Here is a 26,942-nt window from a genome sequence, read left to right as displayed (position 1 = left end):
TCTCTCTCTCTCCTTCTCCTTGCCCTTATTTCTCTACTTCGTCAAATTGGGAGTCGCTGAAATGAACATGAATGCGTTGAAGCAAATCCATCAACAATTCGTACTCCTCACCGCTCATCATCCGCTTGACCTCATCGGTCACGCTTTGCTCGATCGGCGCCGTTTCCCGGATGATCTCCTTCCCCCGCTCCGTACTGTAGACAAAAAAGGATCTACGGTCCTGCCGCCCCGGTTCCTTGAATACCAACCCCTTACTCTCCAGAAGGTCGATAATACGGGTTGTCGTCGGCTTGTCTTTCCCGGTGCGATCCGCGATCTCCTTCTGAATCAAGCCGTTTGCTCTATCGATCTGGTTCAGCACGGACCACTGCTCCGCCGTGATATCATAGCCCTTCAGCCGATGCTGGAGCAAAGCTACGATTTTTCGGTAAGAGACGCCCATGATAAATCCCACCGCCAGTTCGCTTTGCGATTGATCCGTCGTCATACGAATTTCGCCCTCTCATATAGTTGTCATAACAATTATATGTCATTGAACTAATTACGTCAAAGTACGACAAAACTGCTAATGTCTATTTTCCGGTACACTAGGTGATCATCTTCTCCCTTTGCGAGACAGAAGAATACACTACCCTATATGAAATTGAAGGGGATATTCACTTATGAAATCTTCACGGCACTCACGTCATGTCACAAGTAAATGGAAAAAGAACGCGGTCTTAATGCAAAGCAGCAAGCTGCGGGCCTACCTACCCGAAACTCGCCGATTCAGTAAAGAACATCTATCAAATATGCTAATGAAGCATAAAATGGTCTACGTTAAACCCGTGAACGGCACTTGGGGAAATGGGGTCATGCGAGTGGAATACCGACCTCACCAACGGCAGGGAAGCTACCAATTCCAGCTTGAGAAAATCGTTCGATCCTACGGTTCGATTGACGAGTTATACGCTTCAATCAAGAAGCATAAATTTCGAGGCAGTTACCTCATTCAGCAAGGCATCGATCTTCTCAAATACGACCAACGTCGATTTGACCTGCGCGTTATGGTTCAACGCACCCCGCAGAAAGTCTGGACAACGACAGGGATCATCGGCAGATTAGCTCATCCGAAGAAGATCGTCACCAACTATCACAGCGACGGAAAGCTCGTGGCTGCAGAGAAGTTGCTCACTCCGTATCTGAAGGGTCCTCGCCTCAAGTCATACATGAGTACGCTGCAGGATTTTGGCGAGGATATAGCCGATCACTTGAAGATCACGTTTCCCGGGCTGAGAGAAATCGGGGTAGATGTGGCAATTGACCAAAAGCTGCGTCCCTGGATCCTGGAGGTCAATACTTCCCCTGACCCCTTCATCTTCCGGAAACTGAAGGACAAGAGTATCTTCCGCACGATCATGAAATATGCCCGGGCTTATGGAAAATATAAATAAACACAAACAAACGAAACCGGACGGAAATGGCAATCCTACTGATGCCTTCCGTCCGGTTTTCGTTTGTTCAAGAGCCAAACTGCTTGTAGATTCCCATCAGCTTCCCGGCGGTTTGCTTCCAGCTAAACCGCTCAACGGCATCCTTCCGCGCTTGCCTGGACAACTTCGCAGCCAGCTCGCGATCTCGCGCCAGCTTCAGAATCCACTTGGCATGATCTGCCGGTTTAGCATACGCGTCTACCAGATAACCGTTCGCCCCATGCTTAATGATCTCCCCGATCCCTCCAATATTAGAAGCAACGACGGGAAGCCCAGAAGCCATCGCTTCAACGTTTACGAGTCCAAACGCTTCATGCTCTTGGGAGGGGCATGCGAACAAGTCGGCCTCGCGGAACTTGCGGTGAATGGCGCGATGCGGAACTTTTCCGGTGAACCTCACCGGAACCCCTCTTGCTCGTGCCAACCGTTTTAGTTCCTTTATATAACCTGGCCGGCCGCCTCCGATGACCGTGAGGTCGATCGCTCCATATTCTTGACGAGCGAGTCCGACCGCCCGAATCAGCACCGGGACCCCTTTCCGCGGGATCACCCGGCCGGCGAACAACACGCGGAACCGGCCCCCCGAACGGCTGGCTCTCCCCTCCGCCGGTCTGAACCGGCCGGTATCGACGCCGAGATGGACCTTGCGTAATTTCCCCGCTTGGCGAGGGAAACGCGCGGCCAAACTCGCTTTAAGCGAGTCGCTGTTAGCGATGATCAGATCCGCTTTACCCAGACTTTCGTTCACCCGCGCCGTAGATTTTACGAAAGTTAGTGAATGCAGAAATAGGGTAACTGGAGTATGAGGAAACATGGCCTTGATTTTGGCCATGTAATGCGGGCGATTATCGACCTGGATCAAATCGTAGCGCCGTCCCCGGATGTATCGCAGGACCGATGCGATATAGCGGCTTGGGCTGCCGGTGTTTACACGGACGATCGTGAGTCTCCCCATCCTGCTGACATGTGGCAGACCACGGCCTGTTCTGCTGATTAAGGTTACCGTGTGGTTAAGCGCCAGCTGTCTGGCGATAGCCAGCATGCTGATTTCCACGGAACCGCTGCCGGGAACCGGTATTTGCTCGGGCGCCACCATTAATAGGTTCATAGGCTCCTCCTTGTGCATATGGCTTGCATCTATTTACCATATGCACAGATCAAGCCTCCCGCGCCGAGGCAATCACCCAAGCTGTCAGGTCACGCGGAACGTTCCCGTCCCAAAGGCGCAGATTTCCCCCTGGTCCAGCCGGGCATACGCCATCGTCGTCACCGATTTGCGCGATACGTGGACCATCTCCGCAGTCACGGTTATCCGTCCCTGTTCGGCTTTTGCCACATAATTCAAGTTCAAATTCGTTGTGACGACGCTTGCTTCGGGCTTAGCGATCATCGCTAGCAGTCCCATGGCCGAATCGATCAGCGTCGCGTGAACGCCGCCATGCACGATGCCAATCAAATTGAGATGTTGCGGACGGATGTCCAAGGTCATAACTACCCTGCGTTCGTCCGCTTCTTCCACCTGGCAGCCAAGGTAATCGACGAACGAACCGACCGCGGCTTGATTCCAAAGCTCCAGGCGCTGCCGCAGTTCTTCTGAATCCGCTTTCATTTCTTACGACCTCCCGTTCTTGTCGCCGCGTATTTTTCTCGTCCTCGGTTGACTGACCTTTCAAGTCTCCCAAGACCTCCGCTTAATTCGCTCGCGGCGGTTGCTGTCGTTCCGCTTCCTCTTCTACGAGCTTGCGGCGCAGCACTTTACCGGCAAGCGTCTTGGGCAGACTGTCACGGAACTCATAAACCTTCGGCACTTTGTAGGCGGCCAGCTTTTCCTTGCACCAACGCTTGATGGCGTCCGCATCCGGAGGAGTACCTTCCTTTAAGACAATGTAGGCTTTGACAGTCTCTCCCCGATACGGATCGTAAATACCGGCGACGATCGCCTCCTCCACATCCGGATGCTCAAACAGTACCTCTTCAACTTCACGCGGATAGATGTTATAACCGCCGGCAATAATCAAATCCTTGCGTCGGTCCAGGATATAGAAGTAACCATCCTCATCCATCCGTCCCAAGTCGCCGGTCAGCAACCAACCGTCGCGCAGGGTCTTGTACGTCTCCTCCGGACGGTTCCAATACCCGCGCATCACCTGGGGACCATATACGGCGAGCTCCCCGATTTCACCGACCGGAACTTCCTCGAGCGTGTCCGGATGCACGATCATGGCGTCGGTGTCGGGAAAAGGAATGCCGATCGACCCGCTCTTCCGTGTCTCCCAGATGTTGTTGGCATGGGTGACGGGCGAAGCTTCAGTCAATCCGTAACCTTCGATCAGTTTCCCTCCGGTCACCTCCTCGAACCGGGTCTGCACCTCTAACGGCAGCGGTGCCGCACCGCTTACGCACACATTGATCGAGGATAAATCGTACCCCGCGATGTCTTTGTGGTTAATAATAGCCACGTACATCGTCGGCGCACCTGGGAATACCGTAGGTTTCTTGTTATGGATCGTCTGAAGTACCTGATTGATGTCAAAGCGCGGCAGCAGCATCAAAGTACCACCCAAAGCGACCGATTGATTTAACAACACCGTCATCCCGAACACATGAAAAAAAGGAAGCGCGGCCAAATATTTCTCTTTTCCCAGACGGGAACGGTAGAACCAAAGCTGATTCTGTATCGTGTTAGCTACCAAATTCATATGCGTCAGCATGACGCCTTTGGCAAACCCCGTCGTCCCGCCAGTATACTGCAATAAGGCCAAATCCTGTTCAGGATCAAGCTCGACACGGCAGGGCTCAGAGCTTCCGTCGGTAAGAAATGCGGGGAACGCGAGCAGCCGGTCATTGTAGTTTAAATGGACGGCCATTCCGTCTTTCTTTGCCTTGATCGGATAAAGGAGGTTCTTGGGAAAAGGCAAATAATCCTTGATCGAAGTCGCAATGATGTATTCCAGCGGGCGCAGCTTTGTCGCTGTCCTCACGCGTTCGACAAGTGGATCGAGCGTGACCATGACGCGGGCACCGGCATCGTTAAGCTGATGTTCCAGTTCCCTAGGCATGTAAAGCGGGTTCGTCATCACCGCAATGCCGCCCATCATCAAGGTTCCGTAATAAGCAATCACTGCCTGCGGGCAATTTGGCAGCATGATGGCTACCCGGTCGCCCTTGCGAATGCCCAGCTTCCGCAGGGCATTCGCAAACCGGTACGTCTGTTCCAACAAAACACGGTACGTCATTTTCTTTCCCATGAATTCCAGAGCCGTTACTTCGGGATACCGATCGGCGGAAAGTTCCAGGAAATGCGCGAGATTTTGCTTTGGATAATCATAGGTGGGCGGTACTTCAGCGGGATAAAACTTCAGCCAAGGTTTCCTTGTCATACGCCTGCCTCCCAACCTCGCAAATTTTACAAAACGTATTTCTCTGCTTCAATCACTTTGGCGGCGATTTGCCGTTTTAATGACAGCGTATTCATCGCCGAACGCTTTGTCAATTTCTTGAGGATGGACAGCTGGGTGCGCAACAGGTCCCCTTGTTCCATGTAGCTTAACGCTTCTTTGGCCCAAGCTTCGATCTTGCCGAATTCTTCGTGGATGAACACACTCGTCATCGCAATTGGCAGCGCCGCTTTGTCTTCACCGGCACTCGCAATGAGCTTCTGTGTGCGGAGCAGCGCACTTTCCATCGCATAAATGGCGATCATGATATCCGCCAAGTGGCTCAGTACCTCTTGCTCACGCTCCAGCTTCAACTGATATTTCTGCACGGCCTGAGCTCCGGCCATCAGGAAGATCTTTTTGGACATGGACAGCAGATGCGCTTCCTCCTCCAGCGTCCCTTCGAAAGTCCGGCTTGGCATCGGCTCCATCAGCTCCAATTGCAGTTTCTGTGCAGCAGGGAGCAGCGGCAGTTCACCTTTCATCGCGCGTTTCACCAAGCTGCCAGGGATCAGAAGGCGGTTGATTTCGTTTGTGCCTTCAAAAATCCGGTTGATCCGCGAGTCGCGGTAAATCCGCTCGATCCGATACTCCTGCGTAAATCCGTAACCGCCGTGGATTTGCACTCCTTCGTCCGCAACGAAATCCAACACCTCTGAGCCGAATACTTTGTTGATTGAGCATTCCAATTGATATTCGGCGATCGCCTTGGCCGATTGATATCCCACGTCGGTACTGCTATGATCCACTTCAGCCAACCCGATATCAAACAGGCCGGCGGTACGGTACACCATGCTTTCCAGCACGAACGTACGCGTATTCATCTCCGCCAACTTTTTGCCGACCAGCGGGAAGGACGAGATTTTTTGCCCGAATTGGGTCCGCTCGTTGGCGTATTTCGAAGCATATTCGATCGCATCTTTAGAGGAACCCAAGCAGCCGGCAGCCAATTTGAATCGTCCGATGTTCAGGATGTTAAAGGCGATTAAATGGCCTTTGCCGACTTCCCATAGAAGATTGTCAACCGGCACCTTCACGTCTTCCAGAATCAACGGGCATGTGGAGGAGCCCTTAATCCCCATCTTCTTCTCTTCCGGTCCGATGCTGACCCCCTCCATGCTCCGCTCCACAATAAACGTGCTGAAGTCCGTGCCGTTCACTTTGGCGTAGACGATGAACACGTCGGCGAAACCGGCATTGGTAATAAACTGCTTAGTGCCGTTCAAAACATAATGCGTGCCATCCTCCGACAACACGGCCGTCGTTTTTGCGCCTAACGCATCGGAGCCCGAGGAAGGCTCCGTCAGGCAATAAGCCGCGAGCAGCTCGCCCGTCGCCAGCTTCGGCAAATATTTCTGCTTCTGCGCTTCGGTCCCAAAATACACGATCGGCAGCGTCCCGATCCCAACATGGGCCCCGGCTGAAAGCGCGAACGAAGAAGCTTTGGTCAGCCTTTCGCTGATCAACGTCGTGCTGACTTTATCGAGCCCCATGCCTCCGTAAGCCTCGGGAACATCAGCGCCGAGCAACCCTACCTCGCCTGCTTTGCGCAGCAAATCAGCGGTCAGCTCGTAATTCAAATGCTCGATCTCCTCGTCCCTCGGGAGGATTTCCGCCTTCACAAATTCCTCCGTCGTCTCCCCAATCATCCGCTGCTCTTCGCTGAAGTCCTCCGGCGTCACAACCCGGTTGCAGTCAATGTCCGCGATGACGAAGCTTCCGCCTGCGATTTTTTCCATCGTTTCGTTGCTCATGCGATCCTCTCCTTCATTTAATTAATGGGATGAACTTCTAATACACCAGCCGCACCCATGCCGCCGCCGATACACATGGACACAACCCCATACCCGCCGCCGCGGCGGCGCAGCTCATGAATCAGCGAGATCGACAACTTCGTGCCCGTACAGCCCAGCGGATGCCCCAACGCGATTGCGCCGCCATTTACGTTCACTTTGTCCTCATCCAAGCCCAACTCGCGGATCACGTGCAGGCATTGGGAGGCGAACGCTTCGTTGATTTCAAACAGATCGACATCCTTCACGGTGATGCCGGCTGCGGAAAGCGCCTTCGGAATCGCCTTCACCGGACCAACGCCCATCAGCTCCGGCTCTACGCCGGCTACCGCAAAAGAACGGAACGTCGCCAGCGGCTGAAGTCCAAGCGATTCCGCTTTCTCCCGGCTCATCACGACGACGGCCGCCGCCCCATCGTTCATCGGGGAAGAGTTCCCCGCAGTCACGGTACCGCCTTGCTTAAAGCTGGGTTTCAGCTTGGCTAGCGCCTCCGCGGTCGTGTCGCCGCGTACGCTTTCGTCGGTGTCGAAGACAAAGCGCTTCGCTTTCACTTTCCCGCGCTCATCCAGGCTGCGATGCTCTGCCTCAAATGGAACGATTTCTTCCTTAAACTTGCCTTCGGCGATCGCTCGTGCCGCCTTCAAATGCGAGTTCAAAGCGAAACGATCCTGGTCCTCGCGGGAGACGCCAAACCGCTCCGCGACGCGTTCCGCCGTATGGCCCATCGCCATATAGGCCTCGGGCATCTCGGCAACGATCCGCGGATTCGGCGACACCTTAAACCCGGTCATCGGAACATGGCTCATGCTTTCTACTCCGCCGGCAATCAGCACATCGGCCTGCCCGAGCATGATCCGTTCCGCCGCGAAAGCGATCGCCTGCAGTCCGGACGAACAAAAGCGATTGATGGTTAAAGCCGGCACCGTCACCGGAAACCCGGCGTATAAGGACATGATGCGCGCGAAGTTTAGCCCCTGTTCCCCTTCCGGCATCGCGCATCCGATGATGATGTCCTCAACATCCGCTTTGCTAAGGCCGGGAGCGCGCTCCACCGCGGCTTCCAACACGATCTTACCCAAATCATCGGCGCGCGTTTGGGTCAAGCTGCCTTTCTTGGCTCTGCCCACCGCCGTCCGAGCTGTCGATACGATTACAGCCTCTTTCATCGTCTATTCACTCTCCCCCTCATTTAGTTCCGCAACGGTTTTCCTTTGCTCAGCATGTGCTGCATCCGCTGGCGTGTCTTCGGCTCCCCGCACAAGCTCAGGAACGCTTCGCGTTCCAAATCAAGCATGTATTGCTCCGTCACATACGTTCCCGCCGGCACGTCGCCACCAGCAAGCACATGGGCCAGTTTGTTTGCGATCAGTAGATCGTGGTCGCTGATGTACCCGCCCTCGTGCATGCCAAGTGCACCCACCTGGAGCACCGCTTTCCCTTCGGAACCGACGACGCGGAACTTCGTTTCGGGAATCGGCTCATACCCGCTTCCCGCCAGCTTCAGCACAGCCTGCTTCGCCTCATAGATCGTATGGTCGGGATTCAGCACGATCCGGTCGGAAGGTTTAAGCAGCCCCAGTCGTTTGGCATCATGGCCACTGGTTGAGACGGTGGCAGTGCCCACCGTTTGGAAGTAATGATTGAGATAAGGCTGTATGTCGGCTTCGGCGATGGATGCTTGCTGGCTGGCACGTAGCGCCAGTTCCTTGCAGCCTCCGCCCGCCGGAATCAGTCCAACGCCGACCTCAACGAGCCCGTAATAGGTTTCGGCGGTGGCAATGACCTGATCGGCCGGCATGCAGGCCTCCACTCCGCCGCCCAGCGTCATGCGATGCGGAGCAGCGATCACCGGCTTCTCGAATCGTTTCAAGCGGTACATTGTGTTCTGAAACAGACGAATAATGTCGTCGACTTCATCCCATTCCTCGTCCTGCGCTTCCATCAGGAGCAGCATAAGATTGGCGCCTACGCAGAAATTACGCCCTTGATTGGCAATGACAAGGCCTTCGAAGTTATCCCTTACTTCGTCCATGCTTTGCGAGATCATCTGCAAAATATCCGCACCGATCGCATTGTTCGGCGAATGGAACTCCAGGCAGGCCACGCCGTCACCGAGATCGATCAGACTCGCGCCGCTGTTGCTGCGAACAACCTTGTTCTGCGACTTCAGATCGCGAAGCGTAATTTGTTCTGGCGGGAGCTCAACGGGGGTATACCCGCCAACTGCGGCTTGGAATAGAGAGCCGCCGTCTTTTTTGTAGAACGAGGTATTCCCTTCTGCGATCCAATTCTTGACCCAGGCCGGTACCGCCAGCCCTTCGGCCTCCATTTTCTCAACCGAGCGGACTAACCCGATGGCATCCCATGTTTCGAACGGGCCCAACTCCCAGTTGAAGCCCCACTTCATCGCCTCGTCGATTTCGCGGATGCTGTCTGCGATTTCCCCCCGTTTGGCGGCGGAGTAGATTAACACCTGCTTGAGTACATCCCAGGCTAACTGCGAGTAACGATCCTGAGCACTGAGCAGCGCTTTCGTCTTGGCAGCCGCGCCTTTCGCCAGCTTGGCGGCTTCCAAGGAAGCGGACGTTATCTTGCGTTGCGGGCCGTAGTCCATCGTCTGGAGGTTCAGGGACAAAATCTCGCTCCCCCGTTCCCCCTTAATTTTCCGATAGAAACCCTGCCCGCTCTTCTCCCCAAGCCAGCCCCGAGACACCATATCTTTGAGCGTAGCCGGTGCAGCAAACACCACTTTCTCCGCTTCGTCTGTCACATTTGCGAATACGTTATCGGCCACATGCAGAAACGTATCCAATCCAACTAAATCCAAGGTGCGAAAAGTAGCGCTCTTCGGACGGCCCATCGCCGGTCCGGTGACCGCATCCACCTCTTCGACGGTGTAACCCTTCTCCTCCATCTCACGCAGAGTAACCAGCAGCCCATAAGTGCCGATCCGGTTGGCGATGAAGTTTGGCGTATCTTTCGCGAGCACGACCGTTTTGCCAAGCGTGCGCTCGCAGACACGGCGTATATCAGCGACCAACTCCGGGTCGGTCGTTTGTCCGGGGATGATCTCTAGCAGCTTCATATACCGCGGCGGGTTAAAGAAATGCGTGCCTAGAAAATGCTTCCGAAATTCCTCGGATCTCCCTTCAGCCATCGCGTTGATCGAAATGCCCGACGTGTTCGAGCTGACGATCGTTCCCGGCTTCCAGTGACGTTCCACCTGGGCTAGCAGTTGCTGCTTCACCTCGAGATTCTCGACAACGACCTCGATGACCCAGTCCACCTCGGCAATAAGTGCTAGGTGATCTTCCAAGTTACCAGGCGTGATCCGCTCAGCAAAAAAGTTGTCATAAAGCGGGGCGGGTTTCGTCTTAGCCAGCCCGGCGATGGCCGCCGTAGCCAGTCGATTGCGCACGGAAGGATGGTCGAGCGTAAGTCCAGCAGCCATCTCCGCGTCAGTTAACCGCGGAGGGACGATGTCAAGAAGCAGGCAAGGGATCCCTGCGTTTGCCAGTTGGGCAGCAATGCCGGAGCCCATAATGCCGGAGCCGATAACGGCTGCTTTGCGGATCGGTTTGTTCATTTGATCTACCTCCTATTTCAATGGAATTTTCATTGGGATAACACGGGAACCGGTTCGTTTGCCTGTTCGCCAAACACCGATAACTCTAAGATTTCGGCGATGTCCAGTGCCTTCACCTGATCGTCCACTTCCTTGAGTTTCGTGCCATCCTCCAGCATCGTCAGACAGTAAGGGCACGCGCTGCTGATGATACTTGGTCGAACCTCCAGCGCTTGTTCGGTACGGGCCAGGTTGATCCGTTTGCCATCGCTTTCCTCCATCCACATCAGCCCGCCGCCAGCACCGCAACACATCCCGTTCTCCCGCGACCGTGCCATCTCGACCAGCTCCACGCCGGGAACGGCTCGCAGCACCTCCCGCGGCGCGTCGTAGACGCCGTTGTATCGACCGAGATAACAAGAATCATGGTAGGTGACCACCTCATTCACCCGATAGGACGGTTTTAACCGACCCTCTCGGATCAGTTGCTCCAGCAGTTGCGTATGGTGAAGCACTTCCACCTCCTCCAAACCGAATTCGGGATATTCATTTTTCAGCGTATTAAACGTATGAGGGCAAGCGGTGACGATCTTGCGTACGCCATATCGTTGAAACGTCGCAATGTTCTCCAGGCATAGCTGCTGAAACAAGAGCTCATTGCCCATTCGGCGAGGCGTGTCCCCAGAGTTTCGCTCCTCGTTGCCGAGGATGGCGAAATTGACACCGGCTTCGTTCAGCAGCCGGACGAACGCCCGTGTGATTTTGCGGCTGCGTAAATCGTAGGAGCCCATCGACCCAACGAAGAACAAAATGTCGAAAGCCGGATTATCCTTGACTGTTGGCACGGGGATCCCCTCCAGCTCGCCGGTCCAGGCGGCGCGGTCATTGCGGCTAATCCCCCAAGGATTGCTTTGGCGCTCGATGTTTTGCATCGCGCGCTGCCCTTCCGCGGGTACGCTGCCCTGCATCAACACCAGATGGCGGCGCAGGTCTACGATTTTGTCAACGTGTTCATTGCCAACCGGGCATTGATCTTCGCAGTTGCGGCAAGTCGTACAAGCCCAGATCTCCTCCTCGGTCATGACGTCGCCGATAAGTTCAAGGTCGGTTACGGCTTTGCCTTGGGCGGCCACCTGCCAAGTCGCCTTCTGCCAATCCAGCGTCGGACGAATGTCGGTCACGCCCGAAGCATCACCCCAAGCCGGTGCCGCGTCCCCGGCACATACCGCTAAGGCATGAACGCTAGCGGAGCCGAACACATTCGCCGGCACCCACGGCGATTTACCTGTCACCGCGGCTCCTTTCTCGGTGAGATGATCCCGCAGCTTCGTGATCAGATGCATCGGCGACAGCGTTTTGCCGGTGCTTGCCGCGGGGCATACATTGGTACAGCGGCCGCATTCCACGCAAGCGTAGAAGTCGAGCATTTGCTTTTGCGTGAAGTCCTCGATGTTGCCAACGCCAAAGCTTTCCGCTTCTTCGTCTTCGAGGTTTAGACTTTGCAGCCGGCCATGAGGTTCACGGCGGCGCAACCAGATGTTGATCGGTGCGGTGATCAGATGAAAGTGCTTCGACTGAGGAACATAAACAAGAAAGGATAGCAGGATTAACAGGTGCAGCCACCAGAACACATAGAAGACGGCTTCAGCCACGGTGGAAGGCAGCCCGGCGAATACGGCGGCGATAGCTGACGATACGGGAGCGTACCATGAAAACTCGAGTCCCATCCCGACGCGTTCGAAAGCTAGCGATAACAGTACCGAAACCATTAGCGAGTAAATAAATATCACGACGATGCCCGGTTTCCAACCTTTCTTCAATCGCGGAAGCTTCTCGATATAACGGCGGTAAGCAGCGTAGCCCATGGCGAGCAGAATGGCCAGTGCGGTAAATTCCTGAAACCACCCGAACATCTCATAAGCGGGCAACGGTAAATGGCCTCCGCGCGATAGCCCTTTTACGATTAAATCGATCGCCCCGAACTGCAGCACGATAAATCCGTAGAACAAGACAAGGTGCATCAAACCGCTTTTGCGGTCCTTAAGCAGCTTCTTCTGCCCAAACACCTGCGACCAGAACTCGCCTTGGGCGCCTTCTCGCCTTGCGCGGAAATCAATCGGTCGGCCGAGCCGCAGATAAAGGAAGCGGCGGAATACCGCCTGATAGAACAGAAACACGGCGTATCCTGTGACAGCGGCGAATAGCAAAGCGTTTAGCGTTAGCCAAAACGTGACCATGATTCGCACGTCCCTCCTTTTTGGCATTTCATTTCATTGGAAAGATTTCGTTGTTGGATGGTTCATTGGTGGGTTCGTTTGTCGCGGTTGAGATGGGCGCTAGAGTAGGACAACTTCGGTAAGCGTTTACAAAGTGGAGTTTAATTAAAATCTTAAGGATTCAACCTTGACAACCGATGTGTTGTTCCCCTAAGATTAAGAAAATGAATGACGGTTCATTCAGCTGTTTTAAATTTTAACATTGAGGTGGCCCGATGACAAGTAGGAAACAGGAAAAATTTGAAATGATTTTGGATGGCGCGGAAAAAGTCATTGCGGAGAACGGATTTCACGGCTCCCAGGTGTCTAAAATCGCCAAAGAGGCCGGAGTCGCAGACGGTACGATTTATTTATATTTCAAAAATAAGGAGGATATCCTGATCTCCCTCTTTCAAGATCGGTTGGGGAAGCTCGTCGAGCTGTTCCATCAGAGTATCCGCGAAACGAACACGGCCGAGGAAGCACTACGTAAGGTGTGCGAAATCCACTTCACCCATCTGGAGCAGAACGTGAATTTTGCTTATGTCACCCAAATCGAATTGCGCCAAAGCTCACTAGAGCTGCGCAAGGCCATCGGCCTTGCCGTGAAGCCCTATATCACCTTGATCGAGCATATCTTGAAAAGGGGGATCGAGGAAGGTGCATTCCGTACCGACCTAGATACAAAGCTGTCACGGCAGTTGATTTTCGGAGCGCTGGACGAGGTCGTCACTTCCTGGCTCATTTCAGGCATGAAGTATTCTCTCACTGGCCAGGTGGAGAACACCGTAGACTTTTTTCTGCGTGCGATTAAGAAGTAAATTTCATGCCTAATTCTATTTTTATTTTGAAAGGAGTTGGCAAGCATGCATGTGGTCGTCATCTTGAAACAAACCTTCGACACGGAGGAAAAAATCGTCATTACCGACGGAAAAGTTAGTGAAGATGGGGTTAAGTTCGTCATCAATCCTTATGATGAATACGCAGTGGAAGAAGCACTGCGCTTGAAAGAGACATACGGCGGTACGGTGACGGTCGTATCGGCCGGGCCGGAAAGAACGGCGGAAGCGCTGCGCACCGCGTTGGCGATGGGCGCTGACGAAGCCGTACGAATCGCCACAGAGACGCTGGATACGGACGAATATGGGATCTCTCGCCTGCTCGCCGCCTTCCTGCAAACCCTGAACTATGACCTCATTTTAGGCGGCAACTTCTCGGTTGATAACGGGGCGGGTCAAGTCGCTGTGCGGCTCGCCAAACTGCTCGCTCTCCCCCACGTCTCGTCGATCACCGAGTTGATCGTGAGCGGAGACCGCGCAACGGTCGTCCGAGACGCGGAAGGCGACGCTGAAACGCTAGAGGTGACGCTACCCGCCGTATTGACCGCGCAACAAGGATTAAACGAGCCGCGTTATCCTTCCCTTCCCGGGATCATGAAAGCCAAGAAGAAGCCGTTCCGCGAACTGGCACTGACCGATCTGGAGCTAAGCGAAGGTGATATTAAAGCGAAAACGCAGCGACTTAACCTCTCCTTGCCCCCGGCACGTCAAGCTGGTAAGCTGCTGGCCGGCTCACCCGCCGAGCAAGCGGCGGAATTGGTTCGGTTGCTGCACTCCGAGGCTAAGGTTATTTAAATCAAAAGGAGGCGTTAACTCATGAGCAAAACATACGTGGTGATCGTCGAATCGAAGGACGGAAAACTTCGTCAGGTTTCCTTGGAAGCGCTTCACGCCGCCAATCTGCTGCGGGAGGATGGCGATAACCTCACGGCTGTGCTGCTGGGTCACCAAATGGATGATACGGCAGCCGAACTGGCTCGTCATGTCAACGGCCAAGTATTGGTGGTGGATCATCCCGAGCTCCAAGCCTATCAGCCGGAGTTAGCCTTCGAAGCGGCGATGCAAGCACTGGCCGCCTTGCCGGACGAACCAAGACTGATTCTGCTCGGGCATACGGCCATTGGCCGCGATCTCGCCCCCCAGCTTGCCGCACGGCTTGCCTGCGGGCAAATCTCCGACGTTACCGCCATCACCAAGGACGGCGACGGCATTTCTTTTACACGTCCGCTATATGCGGGCAAAGCCTTTGAGCAAACCAGGCTGTCAGACGGCACCGGAATCGTAACCCTTCGTCCGAACAACCTTCCTCCCGCTGACCCAGCCTCTGCCGCAGGCACAATCGTTCCATTGGAGTTCACTCCGCCTACACCGCTGAGTATCATCCTCAAAGACGTGGTGCGCAAGGTGTCCGGCAAGGTAGATCTCACCGAAGCGAAGATCGTCGTATCCGGAGGACGCGGTGTCAAAAGCGCCGACGGCTTTAAGGTGCTGGAAGAACTGGCAGACAGCCTCGGCGGAGCCGTCGGCGCCTCTCGCGGCGCCTGCGATGCCGGTTACTGCGACTATGCGCTGCAAATCGGCCAAACCGGCAAGGTGGTCACGCCGGAAATTTATATCGCTTGCGGGATCAGCGGTGCGATCCAGCATCTAGCCGGCATGAGCCAATCGCGGATCATTATTGCGATTAACAAAGACCCCGAAGCGCCAATCTTCAAGGTCGCCGACTACGGGATCGTCGGAGATTTATTCGAGGTCGTCCCTTTGTTAACCGAGCAATTCAAGCAAGTTTTCGCTGAACGCACCTCTTAGGAAACGAATGCCTGCATCTTCCGATGCAGGCATTTTCAGCATTTGGAGTTATTGGAACATTTGAAAAAACGACCGCAGCACCTTGCCAAAGCTGCCCATTCTTGTACGGACTTTTCGCGGACGTTCAGAAACGCCTCTCACCGCAAAGCATTGGGGTCCGCCAGGTCTTTTCAATAACTGATGGAACTCCTGGATCTCTCTTTCCCTCCGGTAAAATTCCTCATAATTCATAGGACAACCTCCCTGCCTGTAGGACTGGTTACGCCCACCCCTCTGGATATTTCCATTATCTTCTTCAAAAGCAGGAAGAAAAAGAGTATACTATTCCAAAGTCATTTCCCCTTTTTTTGTCGACAAGTGAGCGATGGGAGCTAATGGAGGTGTATTGGTGTGTTGACCGCAGAACGTTATATGGCACTGTTGGATCATTATGCCGAGTCAAGAGGCGATTCGGCGGAACCCCGCGAAGTTGAGGTGGCGTTGGATGATTTAACAAAGCTGTTTCACTGTACGGAGCGAAACGTGAAGCTGATTATCCGCAAGCTGCAGGAGGAAGGTCTGATCGAATGGTCTCCTGGGCGGGGGCGCGGGAATCGCTCACGTTTGGTTTTTCGGGCTAACCGGGAAAATTTCATCATTGAACTTGCCCAAAGGCTAGCGGAAAAAGGGGAATATCGATCGGCGTTTGAATTCCTGCACCAGCACGAGGAAGACATCCATGCACGGGAGCGGTTCATTCAATGGCTGAATGACCAGTTTGGGGCGGAAAAACAGCTGGCCGCGGGCCAAAGCTGTAGGGACATCTTCCGCTTACCGGTGTATAAAGCCCCGCTAACATTGGATCCGGCGCATCTGTTTTACGGCTTCGATTCCCATCTCGTGCGGCAAATCTTCGACCGACTGGTTCAGTACGATCAAACGAAGGGCCAGGTCGCCGGCATGATCGCTCATCACTGGGAACATGACGAGACCGGTAAGTCTTGGACGTTCCATCTGCGTAAAGGCATCCGTTTCCATCATGGAAAAGAGCTCACCGCCGAGGACGTCGTTTTCACCTTTTCTCGGCTGCGGGAGAATTCGACGAATAGCTGGTTGATGACGACTGTACAGCGAATCGAAGCCCTTGATACGCGAACCGTCTTATTCACATTGCATCAACCGAATTGGCTGCTTCCCCGTCTGCTCTGCTCCTCCTGCGCTTCCGTCCTTCCCGCCGATTTACTCGGTAAGGACGAAAATGCGTTTTGGCAGTTTCCAAGCGGCACGGGCCCTTTCCGGCTCACGCATTGGAGCCCGAACCGGATGGAACTGGAGGTGCATGCAGGATATTTTCTCGGTCGCCCTTATTTGGACGGCGTAACCTTAGTTTTTCTGCCCGACGATATCCCGAATTCCTCCAAGTTGAAGTGGGAGCAGTTGATTGTAAACGATTCGCGAGTTCCCGCCCGGGCCGGTGACGATTGGAAACGCATCGAGACCTTAAGTCGGGGCTCTAGCATGATTTCCTGGAACCGCAATCGACTTGGACCGCAGCAATCGCTCGCTTTTCGACAGGCCGTGAACTTAGTGATCGACCGCCCCGGGATGATTCAGGCCACGGGCAAATCCGGTTATCCGGCGCGTAGCTTCCAACCGACCAATGATACGACTCTGGGCATCCACCGACACGACCCGGCGGCCGCCCGTCAGTTGCTGGAGGAATCGGGATATACAGGCGAGCCTTTCCGCCTGGCAGCCCATCATCTTGAACGAGAGGAAGCAGAATGGATCAAATCGCAATGCGCTGCGATCGGGATCCCAGTCGAAGTTGTGTACCATAGCAAATCCGAGATGGCAAAATCGGCTGCACGGGAATCCGATGCTATTTTAATGTGCCTCATTTTCGCCGAGGACGAGGTGTGCGAACTGGAGAGCTATTTGCAGGAAGACAGCTTCATCCGTCTGCATATGCCGCCGGAGTTAAGCCGCTGGGTGTTTGGCATGGTGGACGAGGTTTTTGCGTCCGACAACCCCGAGAAGCGTCGGGCTTTGCTGCAGCAGATCGAATTACGGCTTCAGGAGGAGGCGCAGGTCACCTTCCTGATCCATAGCATGTTGAACACTTACGTCCACCCGTCCATCCGCGGACTTGTGATCAACAATCTGGGCTGGATGGACTTCAAGGATATTTGGCTCACCTCCATAAGCTAAATTCACTATGGAATTTCGAGGGTTACATGGAAATACGATAAGAAGCGTTTGGTCGATTGACCAAACGCTTCTTTTTTTCGCAACATAACTGCTCGGCTCCCTATTTGAACACCTTCATGCGGCTCTCGATCGGGGTAAATTCTTTGTCGCCCGCCGGAGCTTCAATCTTGCCAAACGGCATTTGCGCGATCAGCTTCCAGCTTTCCGGAACGGCCCATTCCTTACGCACCTCATCGTCGATTAACGGATTGTAATGCTGCAGGGACGCGCCAATGCCTTCATCCGACAGGGCTGTCCAGACCACATACTGCAGGAGGCCGTTGGATTGCTGTGACCAGACCGGGAAGTTGTCCGCATATAGAGCGAATTGCTTCTGCAGCCCTTCGATTACCGCCTGATCCTCATAGAACAATACGGTACCGCGGCCGGCGCGGAAGGCAGCCATTTTGTCTTCCGTCGGACCAAAACTGTCCGCCGGAACCACTTTGCGCAACGACTCTTTCGTAATGTCCCAAAGTTTATCATGTTGCTCGCCGAACAATACGACAACCCTGCCGCTTTGCGAGTTAAACGAGGATGGCGAATAAAGCACCGCGTTTTTCACGATCTCCTCGATCCGATCCTCGGAAATCGGAATGTCTTTGCCTATGGCATATATGCTTCTTCTCGTTTTGACGGCATTCCAAAAATCGCTCATTTGTTTCATATCGCTCCGTTTCTGCCTGGTTTAATGGGAATGGAACCCCCCTTAATGTGTCCCATCTTACGACAAACCAATCCGCTCCGAAGCAGTTCCTTTTACTCGCTAATTAACTTTAACCCCATCGCTGCACCTAAGATAAATGCGATAAACAATAATCGCCGCCACTCCCGGGATTCCCCGTAAAGGATCATCCCTGCGACGGCGCTTCCCGCCGTGCCAATCCCTGTCCATACCGCATAAGCTGTCCCCATGGAGATAGTTCGCATCGCTAAGGTCAGGAACAAGAAGCTGAGCAAAAAACCGCCCGCCATCCAGGCATATGCTCCAAAGCTCTTCCGGGTATTGATTTTATTTATCCCAATCACGCCCAGCACCTCGCCAAATCCGGCAACAACAAGCAGAATCCAATCCATCAGTTAGGCCTCCCTTCCTGTTGCGACTCCCCATCGGTTACCAGCTTCAGCCCGACTACGCCGACAAGCAGCAGCAGAATGAGCAACAGCTTGATCCAGCGGAACGGTTCCCCAAACAAGGTCATTTCGGCGATCACCGTACCGGCTGTACCAATCCCCGTAAAAACGGCATATACCGTGCCGATCGGAAGCCGGCGTCCGGACAAAATAAGGAGATACATACTCATCACAATGCAGACCGCCGTACCGCTCCAACTTAGCACATCCCCGGCATGCTTTAGACCGATCACCCATCCGATTTCAAATAAGCCGGCGATCCCGACTAACCCCCAATCGCGCTTCATGCTGCAAGACCCTCTCCTTCTGAAAAAAATAAAGCCCGAAAGATATCAAAAAGCGATATCTCCCGGGCTTTTGTCCCTCCGTGTCCACGGCACTTCAACTGCCGCGCGTTCCCTCTTGGACCAGTCCGGCAGTTTGATCCGCCGCGGAACCCTAGGTAACGATTCGAAAGCTATCTTAACCGATTCCCGGTGCGGGGTCAAGCAAAGTTCATATTTTATGTATCAAAATTGCTACTCCAACAAAATGCTGCGTACTTGTAAGTTGTAATCCCATCGACTAACATGGATATTGACAGTTTATTGATGACTTTGATACTGCTAAGGAGTGAAGTAGATGAGTGCCCAACTCTTTTCCCCGTTTACCATCAAACAGGTGACGTTTAATAACCGGATCGTTATGTCTCCCATGTGCCAATATTCTTCCCCTAATCCTGACGGAAAAATCGACGATTGGCACCGGATCCATTATGCGTCCCGCGCCGTCGGCGGCGTTGGCTTGATCCTAATCGAAGCGACGGCCGTCGTACCGGAAGGTCGGATCACCTATCGGGATCTTGGCATCTGGAGCGATGAACACATCGCCGGGCTGAAGCAGCTCGTAGACCTAGCCCATCAAAATGGCGCTAAGATCGGCATCCAGCTAGCTCATGCCGGACGGAAAGCTGAGCTCGAAGAGACGATCATCGCCCCTTCCGCCATACCGTTCCCGGAGAAGAAAACGCCGAAAGCCGCGGATGCCGAGGATATTCGTCGGATTATCGAAGGCTTCCGCGAAGGAGCCCGCCGCGCCAAAGAGGCCGGTTTTGATGTCATTGAAATCCACGGAGCCCATGGCTATTTGCTGAACGAATTCCTTTCCCCGCTTACCAACCACCGGGAGGACGAATACGGCGGCAATGCCGACGGCCGATACCGGCTTCTGCATGAAGTGATCGAGGCGGTCAATTCGGTTTGGACCGGCCCGTTGTTTGTACGTGTTTCCGCGAACGAGTACGATCCCGAAGGCAACTCGCTGGAGCAATATATCGATTATGCCCGCCGCATGAAGGCGCAAGGCGTCGATTTGATCGATTGCAGCTCTGGCGGATTGGTTCCCGCACAAATTCACGCGTTTCCGGGATATCAAGTGAACCTGGCCGAACAAATTCGCCGCCAGGCGGACATCGCCACCGGTGCCGTTGGCCTCATCAGCGAGCCGAGCCATGCCGAAGAGATTCTCGGCAACGGTCGGGCGGACCTGGTGTTCCTCGGCCGCGAGCTGCTGCGTAACCCTTATTGGGCCTATGATGCCGCCAAAGCACTGCGCACGACGCTTGAGCGTCCGGCACCGTACCAAAGAGCCTAAGTTTCATCCTTCAGTAAAGTGAATTTGTCCATCGAACCGAGGAGTTGTTCTTGAGATATGATGAATCACCGTTCCCCTTCTAGAATTCTGATCATGACGGCCGTAGAAGCCGAGCAACAGGCCGTCCTTCGCGGTCTCGGCAGCTATGATGGCGCCGATGTACAGTTGGCCGGTGTCGGCCCGGCATCGGCCGCGGCGGCAACAGCGGCCGCGCTCGCTCGTGCTGGCCAAGTCGCTGATGGCGCGTACAGTCTCGTCGTCAGCGCCGGGATCGGCGGCGGATTCGCCGAGGTTGCCGGCATGGGTTCGCTCGTCGTTGCGAGCGAAATCATCGCCGCCGACCTCGGCGCGGAAACGCCGGACGGCTTCGCCGGCGTGGACAAGCTGGGCTTCGGCTCGCCCCGGATCGCCGTGGCGGACAAGCTCTCGGCTCGCTGGGCGGAGGCGCTTCGGACCACCGGACTGTCGGTACACTACGGTCCGATATTGACGTTGTCCACCGTGACAGGAACGGTGGATACGGCACGCTCGCTCATCGAGCGTTACCCCGGCGCCGGTGCCGAAGCGATGGAAGGCTTTGGCGTCGCCGAAGCCGCTCGCCAATTTGGCATTCCCGTGCTGGAGCTGCGCGCCATTTCCAACGCTATTGGTCCGCGTCAGCGGGAATTGTGGAAAATAGGCGATGCCCTGCAGGCTTTAGAGCAAGCTTGTGCAAAACTACCGGAGGTGTTGCTATCATGAAAATCGCTTTTTCTCCCTGTCCAAATGATACCTTTGTGTTCCATGCCTGGGTTCATGGCTTGATCCCGGGTGCGCCTAAACTGGACGTGACCTATGCTGATATTGATATCACGAACGGGTGGGCAGCTTCCGGTACTGGACCTGAAGTGCTGAAAATTTCTTATGCTGCCCTTCCTTGGGTGCTGGACGAGTACGCGTTGCTTCCTTGTGGCGGGGCACTGGGCCGGGGCTGCGGACCGCTGGTTTTGACGGCAGGCGCAGCCTCACCTTCCGCCCTGTCGGGTCGCCGCGTCGCGGTTCCCAGCGAACGGTCCACCGCCTATCTGCTGTTCCGGCTATGGGCAGCGAAGCATGTTCCCGGCGGCATCGGCGAGATCATCGTTATGCCGTTCGATGAGATCATGCCCGCTGTTAAGCGCGGCGACATCGACGCCGGCCTGGTGATCCATGAAGCCCGCTTCACCTATCAAAATTATGGGCTGAACCTGCTCCAGGACCTGGGGAACTGGTGGGAAGCCGACACGGGTTTGCCTATCCCGCTTGGCGCCATCATCGCCCGTCGTTCGCTGGACCTTGCTTCGATTGCCCGCTGGACGCGGGAATCCGTGCAATACGCCTGGGCGCATCCGGATGCTTCGGCCGCTTATGTAATGAGCCATGCGCAGGAGATGTCGCCCGAGGTCACGCAAGCACATATCGGACTGTACGTTAACCCGTACACGGCCGATTTAGGCGATGACGGATACGCGGCGATCCGCGGGCTACTGGATCGAGCGGCTGCCGAAGGTTTAGTGCCTAAAGTTGATCCGGCCAAGCTGAAAATTGCCTTTTAGCGCAAAACGGCGGCTTTGATTTTTGACTTCAAAGCCGCCTCATTTATTCACTATTTTGTAACGATTTGACTGATGACACCACGCAGAAGAATATTAGTTACAGTGGATTGTATTTCTTCTCCTTGATCCCGCAAATATATCCAACTATGGTAAATAGATTGAAATGCATGGGATACTGTCTGAGTATCACAGGAAAAACGCACGCCGTGGTCATACAATGTTTGAGCAGCATCGAAATTCTGTTCCCTGAAGGCGAATAGCCGTTCTTTTGAAACCTTGCGAGCAATTAACTCTACGGTTGTTGTATCCATATAAGTTAGAATCGGATATTGAATCATCATTTCGTACATAGCCCCAAACACCTGCAAAATACGTTCCTCGCTTGGTAAATGACCATTGGAATCTAAAATGATATTGAGTTCAGCAAATATTTTCTGCTGTATGTTTTGAACGATGTCTAAATACAGATATTCTTTACTTTCATAAAAGGTATAAAATGAGGCTTTTGCAATGCCGGTGGCTTCTACCAGATCATCAATTGTCACTTTTTTCATCCCGTATGTTGTAAATAGTCTTTCTCCTTCTGTGAGGAGCTTCTCCTTTATTCGCTTCTTCTCCTTTTCGCTAAAACGCGGCATGTCACCATCTCCATGTGTAGTTACTGTTTAAATCGAATGTGTAGAATTTGGCTTCTGTTTTTGGTTGCAGGCAAAATATTCAGTAACCGAAGTATCATAGGCTGACGATCTTTTAAAAGATTTCCTGCACTCCAGTATTGAATCAATTCAACACTTGGATGCAGCCTCTCCATCTCTTTTGCTTGATCGATTCCCCATAAAAAAGTGCTGCTAATTTTTTTATGGATAAAATAGCTGTGAACAACATCGAAAAACATATGAGCTCCGGGGTATTGGCTTGCCAAATGTGTCAGTAGTTGCAGCACATCCTGTTCCATGAAATACATAAGCAGGCCCTCTGCAATAATAACGATCTTACTGTTTTCGTAAGGATGGATTTGATCCGTCCATGTTGTGTTTAGTACAGATTGAGGTATAAATTGAAATCGTTCATTTTCAGAAAAAAATCGGCTTCGGAATCGAATTACATCCGGCAGATCAAGATCATACCACTTCAAGAGGCCGTTATCCACTCGGGATATTCGCGTGTCTAATCCTGCTCCCAGATTGATAATAGTCGCGTTTGCATTCTGGGATAAGATACGTTTCAACTCGTCATCAATAATCTTTGTGCGCGATAGAATACCTAATGTTGATATCGAACCACCATCTGTTATTTTATCTTCCAGGTGCAATGTTCTAAGAATTTCTGCTGATTTTTCATCCAAGAAGATGGGGTTCTCCCTTGCGGTTTCAGTAGCACGCGCTACCAAAGGGATAAATAATGTTTCGGATATTGGCGATAAGTCAAGGGTATCTATTGTTCCCATCGTTTTCACCCCCATTTTTAAAAATGGTGCCACAGACAGTACAACTTCTCTGGTCGGGTTTCACATGATTATTCCCGCAGGTCTGACATTCGAACAAACCGTTGCTTAGTGGTACGCGTGTTTGGGAATTGGCTTCAAAGAATCTATCCCTTTTCTTGTCTTGATAAAGCTCAACTTTAAGCAGTGCAAAAAGAACTAGGAGTATGATAAGACCCAATACCGAAGACATCTTCACCAATAGTTGAAACTGCACAAGACTTGTCGTTATCCAAAGTAAGTGGCTGGTTACTGGTATTACGATTAAGCATATGGCTGCTGCGCAAAGTATCTTGTGACCATAGCCGATCGAATTGATTTTTTTCATTCGCCATCCCTTATATATACTATATAAATATTTTAGTATGTATAGTTTATTTGTTATTTTGGCCATTGTCAAGATATCCAAAGTATTACAGTAACTCGTCTGCCTTTCTCCATAAAAAACAAGGGATCGCTAGGGTTAGCGATCCCTTGTTTTTCGAGCTCCTTGTTTGCTACTCTTCTTCGCAACCTTACGCCCCACCGCCGAACCGTTTGCGATACCCGCACTTCCGGCATAGCTCCTCCACCGCTTCGCGCCGGGAGAACCCATCGTAGAGCCGGTTCGCTCGCTCACCCTCTACAATCTCCGAGAATGGTGTCTGATACACATTCCCAAGGTTGATAACACCTTCCCCATCCAGACAGCATGGAATCACCGTTCCATCCACAAGAATCCCGGCCTGGTTGCGCAACGCATGGCAGAAGCCTTTTCCATCATCCTCCGGCGCCCGCAGATCCGGCCATTCAAATTCATGATCCTGGTTAAGATAGATCCGCTCGGCTAACCTAACGCCGCTTCCGGGCATAACCTTCTCCTCGATACGGTAATCGAGATCGAATTCTTGTTCGATGATTTCAAGGGTCTCACGATTGCGCATGCGCTGGAGGTTCGTTTCATTGTCCTGGGTCAAATTCCATAGGCGGAAGGAAACAATGAGATCCGATGAAGCGACCGCTTCCCGGACGAAAGATAACACGCTCTTCAGGTAACCTTCCCGGTCGGTTGAGCCTTCATGTCCGTCAAAGCTATGCAGCGAGAAATTCATCTGCCGCAGCGCCGGCTTGCCCAACAGCTTGTGACGAACTTTGGGAAGCAACGTACCATTGGTTGTAATGTTCACCTTAAAACCTTTTTCATGGCTGATATCGAGCAACTGGTCGATCTTGGGATGCAGCAGCGGCTCGCCTTTTACGTGAAAATAAATATAGTCCGTATGTGGCTTGATATCGTCCAGAATCTTGCGAAAATCCTCAATTTTGATAAACTGCGCCTGACGATGGGTCGGCGGGCAGAAACTGCAGGCCAAGTTACAGATACTGGTCGTTTCGATGTAGAACTTTTTAAACTTTTTCATGGTGACCTACTTCGTTAAAATTTTTAGTTTATGTTCTATTCTATCAATTTATCAGCATCAATAAAAGAGCATATGGTCTTTGTCCGCTTTGTAGTAGTCCAGACGATCATTGAGCGTGCCGGTGTGGAATTCGAACATGTGACCGTCCGGGTCTAGAAAATAAATCGATTTCTGATCCCGAAGGTCTCTCTCGCGTCCCGGCAGCACTTCAACATTCAATGCCCGGAGCCGATTCAGAAATGCGTCAAAATCCCCTGCTTCGATAGTAAAAGCGATATGAGTGTAGGTACGATACTCCTTATTCCGTGGAATGTCCTCCTGATTCAGTGCAATCCATAGCCCGTCCAAGTCAAAATAGGCCAGCTTGCGGCCTTTAACTAAAGGGGTCGCCCCAAAGACTTGCTCATAAAACGCCATGGATCGATCCAAATCGGATACGGAAAAGCAGAAATGATTAATGCCCTTAACCTTCAACCGATTTCCCCCTATCAACTTATGGCTTGGGCAGTAATTTGTACGTTTTCCAGAATGATTGGTGTACCTGCGACTATCATATCCTGACCCAGCTCCAACGTCAAAACTACGGGTTCCACCGTGTACAAACGGCCTTCCTGCAACATGCCGTTGATGAAGAGATTTGCGTAGGAGCCTGCACCGGTTCCGGCAAATGCCAACGGCGGGCTGCCCTCGTCATCCGTAAACTGATTGGCGGGAATGTCGACGGTTCCGGTCAAATCGGCAAGGGGCGCATAAAAGTAGCGATACACAGCGGAAGTAACTAGGACGGCGCCTACCGGTGGCCCCGGTGGCCCTTGCGGTCCCGGTACGCCTGGTGGTCCTGCTGGCCCGGCCGCTCCCGGTGCACCCTGCGGCCCCTCGGGTCCTGCTGGCCCGGCCGCTCCCGGTGCACCCTGCGGCCCCTCGGGCCCTGCTGGACCGGCCGCTCCCGGTGCACCCTGCGGCCCCTCGGGTCCCGCTGGCCCGGTCGCTCCCGATGCACCTTGCGGTCCCTCGGGTCCTGCTGGTCCGGCCGCTCCCGGTGCGCCCTGCGGTCCCTCGGGCCCCGCTGGCCCGGCCGCTCCCGGTGCACCCTGCGGCCCCTCGGGTCCTGCTGGCCCGGCCGCTCCCGGTGCACTCTGCGGCCCCTCGGGTCCTGCTGGCCCGGCCGCTCCCGGTGCGCCATGCGGTCCCTCGGGCCCTGCTGGCCCTACCGCTCCCGGCGAGCCCTGCGGCCCCTCGGGCCCCGCTGGCCCGGCCGCTCCCGGCGAGCCTGGCGGGTCCGCTGGCCCCGGCGGATCGACTGCTCCGCGCGCTTCGTCCGAGGCCGGCATCAGCCCCTTCGCGCTCGCCAGACGCTCCATCCGCCGCAACTCCTGGCGATAGCACTCCAGGAGTCGCATCGCTTGCCGGATCTGTCTACGCAAAGGGGACACACGTCCTTTACTGCGCCCGCGGCGCTCTCTTGCCGCGGATTTCTTTTTCCTTATGGACGTAGCCAGCCGTTTACGAACGCGGATCTTCCCTCTCAATGCGCCTCTACCCATTCTCATCCGATTCTTCCCCCTGGTCGACCTATCTTCCTTCGAACCTTACTTTCGTATCCTATGATCGACCAGCCGGAGGCGCATGGGCGGATCTCTCGAAGCCAATCCCTTAAATTCCATGTTCAACGGAGGCGTAATGCCGTTTCTATTCAGGCATTCACGACATTATATGTATTGTATCGAATCTATCGATACTATCAAAGATTAGGAGGTGGATTTATGCCTGTAATTAAACCCGTTTTTACAGCGGTAGCTTCCATTCCGGTCGCCTCGGGAGGCGTCATTACGACAACAGTGACGCCAACGGTTACCCGCTACTTTGCTTCCTTGACGCCGGGTATGATCGGCGCAACCGATACAACCATCCCCGCCGCCAGCTTCGTGGACGACGCCGATGCCGCGATTACCGACTTGCCGACGCTCACCGGCAGCGATTACTTTAACGTGTACATCAACGGCGTCATTCAGCAAGCCTCGTTGTCGACACTGTCGACGGCCAGCCTGGTGATGAGCACGGTGGACGTATCGGCCGGGACCCCTATCCAGCTAGAAGTCGGAAGCTTCGGTGGCGTCGCTTCAACAATTACAACGCAGCCCACGATTTCCGCGCCAACGATCACAATCATCACGTAATCGTTATTGACGAGCTGTCCCCCAATCGCATAAAATGGTGCCAACGCAATAAGGCGATGGAGTTCGCCTGAACCGCTCGATTTGAGCTGATGACTCCTACCAGATCCTCTGGTAGGAGTCTGTCTATTTTCAGGAGGTTGATT

General features: G+C 53.7%; 26 protein-coding genes and 2 riboswitches. Of the genes, 9 read left to right on the top strand and 17 right to left on the bottom strand.

The features are described from left to right. Nucleotides 1-25: 25 nt before the first annotated feature. Nucleotides 26-487, bottom strand: coding sequence for a MarR family winged helix-turn-helix transcriptional regulator (locus tag IM700_RS14985; RefSeq protein ID WP_155608130.1), 462 nt, complete (start codon nucleotides 485-487; stop codon nucleotides 26-28). 175 nt (nucleotides 488-662) lie between these two features. Here IM700_RS14985 and IM700_RS14980 point away from each other — a divergent pair, with 175 nt between their 5' ends. Next, nucleotides 663-1,433 carry a YheC/YheD family protein gene (locus IM700_RS14980; RefSeq protein WP_155608129.1) on the top strand — a complete coding sequence of 257 codons (771 nt, stop codon included), beginning with the start codon at nucleotides 663-665 and terminating at the stop codon, nucleotides 1,431-1,433. Nucleotides 1,434-1,500: 67 nt separating this feature from the next. Here IM700_RS14980 and IM700_RS14975 read toward each other — a convergent pair whose 3' ends face one another. From IM700_RS14975 to IM700_RS14945, 7 genes are all read right to left on the bottom strand, one after another. Next, nucleotides 1,501-2,580, bottom strand: a complete 1,080-nt coding sequence (locus IM700_RS14975; RefSeq protein ID WP_193415336.1) for a glycosyltransferase family 4 protein — start codon at nucleotides 2,578-2,580, stop codon at nucleotides 1,501-1,503. A gap of 84 nt (nucleotides 2,581-2,664) precedes the next feature. Next, complete coding sequence (locus IM700_RS14970; protein WP_155608127.1) at nucleotides 2,665-3,081, bottom strand: PaaI family thioesterase; 417 nt, start codon at nucleotides 3,079-3,081, stop codon at nucleotides 2,665-2,667. A gap of 82 nt (nucleotides 3,082-3,163) precedes the next feature. Beyond that, complete coding sequence (locus IM700_RS14965) at nucleotides 3,164-4,852, bottom strand: AMP-binding protein (RefSeq protein WP_193415335.1); 1,689 nt, start codon at nucleotides 4,850-4,852, stop codon at nucleotides 3,164-3,166. A gap of 26 nt (nucleotides 4,853-4,878) precedes the next feature. Further along, nucleotides 4,879-6,663, bottom strand: coding sequence for an acyl-CoA dehydrogenase family protein (locus IM700_RS14960; protein ID WP_155608125.1), 1,785 nt, complete (start codon nucleotides 6,661-6,663; stop codon nucleotides 4,879-4,881). A 17-nt stretch (nucleotides 6,664-6,680) separates the two neighbouring features. Then, nucleotides 6,681-7,868 (bottom strand): acetyl-CoA C-acyltransferase, encoded by a 1,188-nt coding sequence (locus tag IM700_RS14955; RefSeq protein ID WP_193415334.1) that lies wholly within the window; start codon nucleotides 7,866-7,868, stop codon nucleotides 6,681-6,683. Between the two features lie 23 nt (nucleotides 7,869-7,891). Then, entirely contained in the window at nucleotides 7,892-10,288 is a 2,397-nt protein-coding gene (locus IM700_RS14950; protein WP_193415333.1) for a 3-hydroxyacyl-CoA dehydrogenase/enoyl-CoA hydratase family protein, read from the bottom strand. 29 nt (nucleotides 10,289-10,317) lie between these two features. After that, complete coding sequence (locus tag IM700_RS14945) at nucleotides 10,318-12,504, bottom strand: (Fe-S)-binding protein (RefSeq protein WP_193415332.1); 2,187 nt, start codon at nucleotides 12,502-12,504, stop codon at nucleotides 10,318-10,320. A gap of 254 nt (nucleotides 12,505-12,758) precedes the next feature. On the opposite strand from IM700_RS14945, the gene IM700_RS14940 reads away from it, so the two are divergent. The 3 genes from IM700_RS14940 to IM700_RS14930 are packed head-to-tail and all read left to right on the top strand — an operon-like array spanning nucleotide 12,759 to nucleotide 15,170. Continuing rightward, nucleotides 12,759-13,343 (top strand): TetR/AcrR family transcriptional regulator, encoded by a 585-nt coding sequence (locus IM700_RS14940; protein ID WP_155608121.1) that lies wholly within the window; start codon nucleotides 12,759-12,761, stop codon nucleotides 13,341-13,343. Nucleotides 13,344-13,388: 45 nt separating this feature from the next. Then, a complete protein-coding gene (locus IM700_RS14935; protein WP_193415331.1) occupies nucleotides 13,389-14,156 on the top strand; it encodes an electron transfer flavoprotein subunit beta/FixA family protein in 768 nt (255 codons plus the stop codon). Nucleotides 14,157-14,177: 21 nt separating this feature from the next. Continuing rightward, nucleotides 14,178-15,170 (top strand): electron transfer flavoprotein subunit alpha/FixB family protein, encoded by a 993-nt coding sequence (locus IM700_RS14930; protein ID WP_193415330.1) that lies wholly within the window; start codon nucleotides 14,178-14,180, stop codon nucleotides 15,168-15,170. 48 nt (nucleotides 15,171-15,218) lie between these two features. Here IM700_RS14930 and IM700_RS14925 read toward each other — a convergent pair whose 3' ends face one another. Next, on the bottom strand, nucleotides 15,219-15,401 hold the full coding sequence (locus IM700_RS14925; protein WP_155608118.1) for a hypothetical protein: 183 nt from the start codon (nucleotides 15,399-15,401) through the stop codon (nucleotides 15,219-15,221). Nucleotides 15,402-15,560: 159 nt separating this feature from the next. Here IM700_RS14925 and IM700_RS14920 point away from each other — a divergent pair, with 159 nt between their 5' ends. After that, nucleotides 15,561-17,360, top strand: coding sequence for an ABC transporter substrate-binding protein (locus IM700_RS14920; protein ID WP_193415329.1), 1,800 nt, complete (start codon nucleotides 15,561-15,563; stop codon nucleotides 17,358-17,360). Nucleotides 17,361-17,460: 100 nt separating this feature from the next. On the opposite strand, the gene IM700_RS14915 is transcribed toward IM700_RS14920, so the two are convergent. The 3 genes from IM700_RS14915 to IM700_RS14905 form a co-directional block, all read right to left on the bottom strand. Beyond that, entirely contained in the window at nucleotides 17,461-18,057 is a 597-nt protein-coding gene (locus tag IM700_RS14915; RefSeq protein WP_193415328.1) for a nitroreductase family protein, read from the bottom strand. A gap of 101 nt (nucleotides 18,058-18,158) precedes the next feature. After that, on the bottom strand, nucleotides 18,159-18,476 hold the full coding sequence (locus IM700_RS14910) for a DMT family transporter (RefSeq protein ID WP_155608512.1): 318 nt from the start codon (nucleotides 18,474-18,476) through the stop codon (nucleotides 18,159-18,161). Continuing rightward, nucleotides 18,476-18,820 carry a DMT family transporter gene (locus tag IM700_RS14905; protein WP_193415327.1) on the bottom strand — a complete coding sequence of 115 codons (345 nt, stop codon included), beginning with the start codon at nucleotides 18,818-18,820 and terminating at the stop codon, nucleotides 18,476-18,478. The genes IM700_RS14910 and IM700_RS14905 overlap by 1 nt, the downstream gene beginning before the upstream one ends. 57 nt (nucleotides 18,821-18,877) lie before the next feature. After that, a riboswitch (guanidine-I (ykkC/yxkD leader) is annotated at nucleotides 18,878-18,986 on the bottom strand. A gap of 168 nt (nucleotides 18,987-19,154) precedes the next feature. Here IM700_RS14905 and namA point away from each other — a divergent pair. Genes namA through IM700_RS14890 form a run of 3 tightly spaced genes read left to right on the top strand, consistent with a single transcriptional unit; the run spans nucleotide 19,155 to nucleotide 21,739 of the window. Further along, nucleotides 19,155-20,165: an NADPH dehydrogenase NamA gene (gene namA, locus IM700_RS14900; protein WP_193415326.1), complete on the top strand. Its 1,011-nt coding sequence runs from the start codon at nucleotides 19,155-19,157 to the stop codon at nucleotides 20,163-20,165. 60 nt (nucleotides 20,166-20,225) lie between these two features. Next, on the top strand, nucleotides 20,226-20,906 hold the full coding sequence (locus IM700_RS14895) for a futalosine hydrolase (RefSeq protein ID WP_193415404.1): 681 nt from the start codon (nucleotides 20,226-20,228) through the stop codon (nucleotides 20,904-20,906). Next, nucleotides 20,903-21,739 (top strand): 1,4-dihydroxy-6-naphthoate synthase, encoded by an 837-nt coding sequence (locus IM700_RS14890; RefSeq protein WP_193415325.1) that lies wholly within the window; start codon nucleotides 20,903-20,905, stop codon nucleotides 21,737-21,739. Before IM700_RS14895 ends, IM700_RS14890 begins: the two co-directional genes overlap by 4 nt. Before the next feature lie 50 nt (nucleotides 21,740-21,789). Here the strand turns inward: IM700_RS14890 and IM700_RS14885 are convergent, their stop codons facing one another. The 5 genes from IM700_RS14885 to IM700_RS14865 form a co-directional block, all read right to left on the bottom strand. Beyond that, nucleotides 21,790-22,377: a TetR/AcrR family transcriptional regulator gene (locus IM700_RS14885; RefSeq protein ID WP_193415324.1), complete on the bottom strand. Its 588-nt coding sequence runs from the start codon at nucleotides 22,375-22,377 to the stop codon at nucleotides 21,790-21,792. A gap of 20 nt (nucleotides 22,378-22,397) precedes the next feature. Further along, on the bottom strand, nucleotides 22,398-23,219 hold the full coding sequence (locus IM700_RS14880; protein ID WP_193415323.1) for a class I SAM-dependent methyltransferase: 822 nt from the start codon (nucleotides 23,217-23,219) through the stop codon (nucleotides 22,398-22,400). Between the two features lie 518 nt (nucleotides 23,220-23,737). After that, nucleotides 23,738-24,622, bottom strand: a complete 885-nt coding sequence (locus IM700_RS14875; protein ID WP_193415322.1) for a radical SAM/SPASM domain-containing protein — start codon at nucleotides 24,620-24,622, stop codon at nucleotides 23,738-23,740. A gap of 57 nt (nucleotides 24,623-24,679) precedes the next feature. Further along, on the bottom strand, nucleotides 24,680-25,096 hold the full coding sequence (gene fosB / locus IM700_RS14870; RefSeq protein WP_193415321.1) for a metallothiol transferase FosB: 417 nt from the start codon (nucleotides 25,094-25,096) through the stop codon (nucleotides 24,680-24,682). Between the two features lie 14 nt (nucleotides 25,097-25,110). Beyond that, complete coding sequence (locus tag IM700_RS14865) at nucleotides 25,111-26,172, bottom strand: DUF4183 domain-containing protein (protein WP_204801164.1); 1,062 nt, start codon at nucleotides 26,170-26,172, stop codon at nucleotides 25,111-25,113. Nucleotides 26,173-26,385: 213 nt separating this feature from the next. On the opposite strand from IM700_RS14865, the gene IM700_RS14860 reads away from it, so the two are divergent. Further along, the gene (locus tag IM700_RS14860; RefSeq protein ID WP_155608521.1) at nucleotides 26,386-26,799 is read left to right on the top strand and encodes a DUF4183 domain-containing protein; all 414 of its coding nucleotides are present in this window, start codon (nucleotides 26,386-26,388) and stop codon (nucleotides 26,797-26,799) included. Nucleotides 26,800-26,842: 43 nt separating this feature from the next. Continuing rightward, nucleotides 26,843-26,905: riboswitch (Fluoride riboswitch) on the top strand. The last annotated feature ends 37 nt before the right edge of the window (nucleotides 26,906-26,942 follow it).

This window comes from Paenibacillus rhizolycopersici, assembly GCF_014947195.2.
Taxonomy (GTDB): Bacteria; Bacillota; Bacilli; order Paenibacillales; family Paenibacillaceae; genus Fontibacillus; species Fontibacillus rhizolycopersici.
Note: the sequence above shows the minus strand (reverse complement) of the source record. Positions and strands in the feature narration are given on the sequence as shown.

Bases quoted from the DNA above. Each gene is read 5' to 3' on its own strand.
- IM700_RS14985 (WP_155608130.1), bottom strand. From the start codon at position 487: ATGACGACGGATCAATCGCAAAGCGAACTGGCGGTGGGATTTATCATG.
- IM700_RS14980 (WP_155608129.1), top strand. From the start codon at position 663: ATGAAATCTTCACGGCACTCACGTCATGTCACAAGTAAATGGAAAAAG.
- IM700_RS14975 (WP_193415336.1), bottom strand. From the start codon at position 2,580: ATGAACCTATTAATGGTGGCGCCCGAGCAAATACCGGTTCCCGGCAGC.
- IM700_RS14970 (WP_155608127.1), bottom strand. From the start codon at position 3,081: ATGAAAGCGGATTCAGAAGAACTGCGGCAGCGCCTGGAGCTTTGGAAT.
- IM700_RS14965 (WP_193415335.1), bottom strand. From the start codon at position 4,852: ATGACAAGGAAACCTTGGCTGAAGTTTTATCCCGCTGAAGTACCGCCC.
- IM700_RS14960 (WP_155608125.1), bottom strand. From the start codon at position 6,663: ATGAGCAACGAAACGATGGAAAAAATCGCAGGCGGAAGCTTCGTCATC.
- IM700_RS14955 (WP_193415334.1), bottom strand. From the start codon at position 7,868: ATGAAAGAGGCTGTAATCGTATCGACAGCTCGGACGGCGGTGGGCAGA.
- IM700_RS14950 (WP_193415333.1), bottom strand. From the start codon at position 10,288: ATGAACAAACCGATCCGCAAAGCAGCCGTTATCGGCTCCGGCATTATG.
- IM700_RS14945 (WP_193415332.1), bottom strand. From the start codon at position 12,504: ATGGTCACGTTTTGGCTAACGCTAAACGCTTTGCTATTCGCCGCTGTC.
- IM700_RS14940 (WP_155608121.1), top strand. From the start codon at position 12,759: ATGACAAGTAGGAAACAGGAAAAATTTGAAATGATTTTGGATGGCGCG.
- IM700_RS14935 (WP_193415331.1), top strand. From the start codon at position 13,389: ATGCATGTGGTCGTCATCTTGAAACAAACCTTCGACACGGAGGAAAAA.
- IM700_RS14930 (WP_193415330.1), top strand. From the start codon at position 14,178: ATGAGCAAAACATACGTGGTGATCGTCGAATCGAAGGACGGAAAACTT.
- IM700_RS14925 (WP_155608118.1), bottom strand. From the start codon at position 15,401: ATGAATTATGAGGAATTTTACCGGAGGGAAAGAGAGATCCAGGAGTTC.
- IM700_RS14915 (WP_193415328.1), bottom strand. From the start codon at position 18,057: ATGAGCGATTTTTGGAATGCCGTCAAAACGAGAAGAAGCATATATGCC.
- IM700_RS14910 (WP_155608512.1), bottom strand. From the start codon at position 18,476: ATGGATTGGATTCTGCTTGTTGTTGCCGGATTTGGCGAGGTGCTGGGC.
- IM700_RS14905 (WP_193415327.1), bottom strand. From the start codon at position 18,820: ATGAAGCGCGATTGGGGGTTAGTCGGGATCGCCGGCTTATTTGAAATC.
- namA (WP_193415326.1), top strand. From the start codon at position 19,155: ATGAGTGCCCAACTCTTTTCCCCGTTTACCATCAAACAGGTGACGTTT.
- IM700_RS14895 (WP_193415404.1), top strand. From the start codon at position 20,226: ATGAATCACCGTTCCCCTTCTAGAATTCTGATCATGACGGCCGTAGAA.
- IM700_RS14890 (WP_193415325.1), top strand. From the start codon at position 20,903: ATGAAAATCGCTTTTTCTCCCTGTCCAAATGATACCTTTGTGTTCCAT.
- IM700_RS14885 (WP_193415324.1), bottom strand. From the start codon at position 22,377: ATGCCGCGTTTTAGCGAAAAGGAGAAGAAGCGAATAAAGGAGAAGCTC.
- IM700_RS14875 (WP_193415322.1), bottom strand. From the start codon at position 24,622: ATGAAAAAGTTTAAAAAGTTCTACATCGAAACGACCAGTATCTGTAAC.
- IM700_RS14865 (WP_204801164.1), bottom strand. From the start codon at position 26,172: ATGAGAATGGGTAGAGGCGCATTGAGAGGGAAGATCCGCGTTCGTAAA.
- IM700_RS14860 (WP_155608521.1), top strand. From the start codon at position 26,386: ATGCCTGTAATTAAACCCGTTTTTACAGCGGTAGCTTCCATTCCGGTC.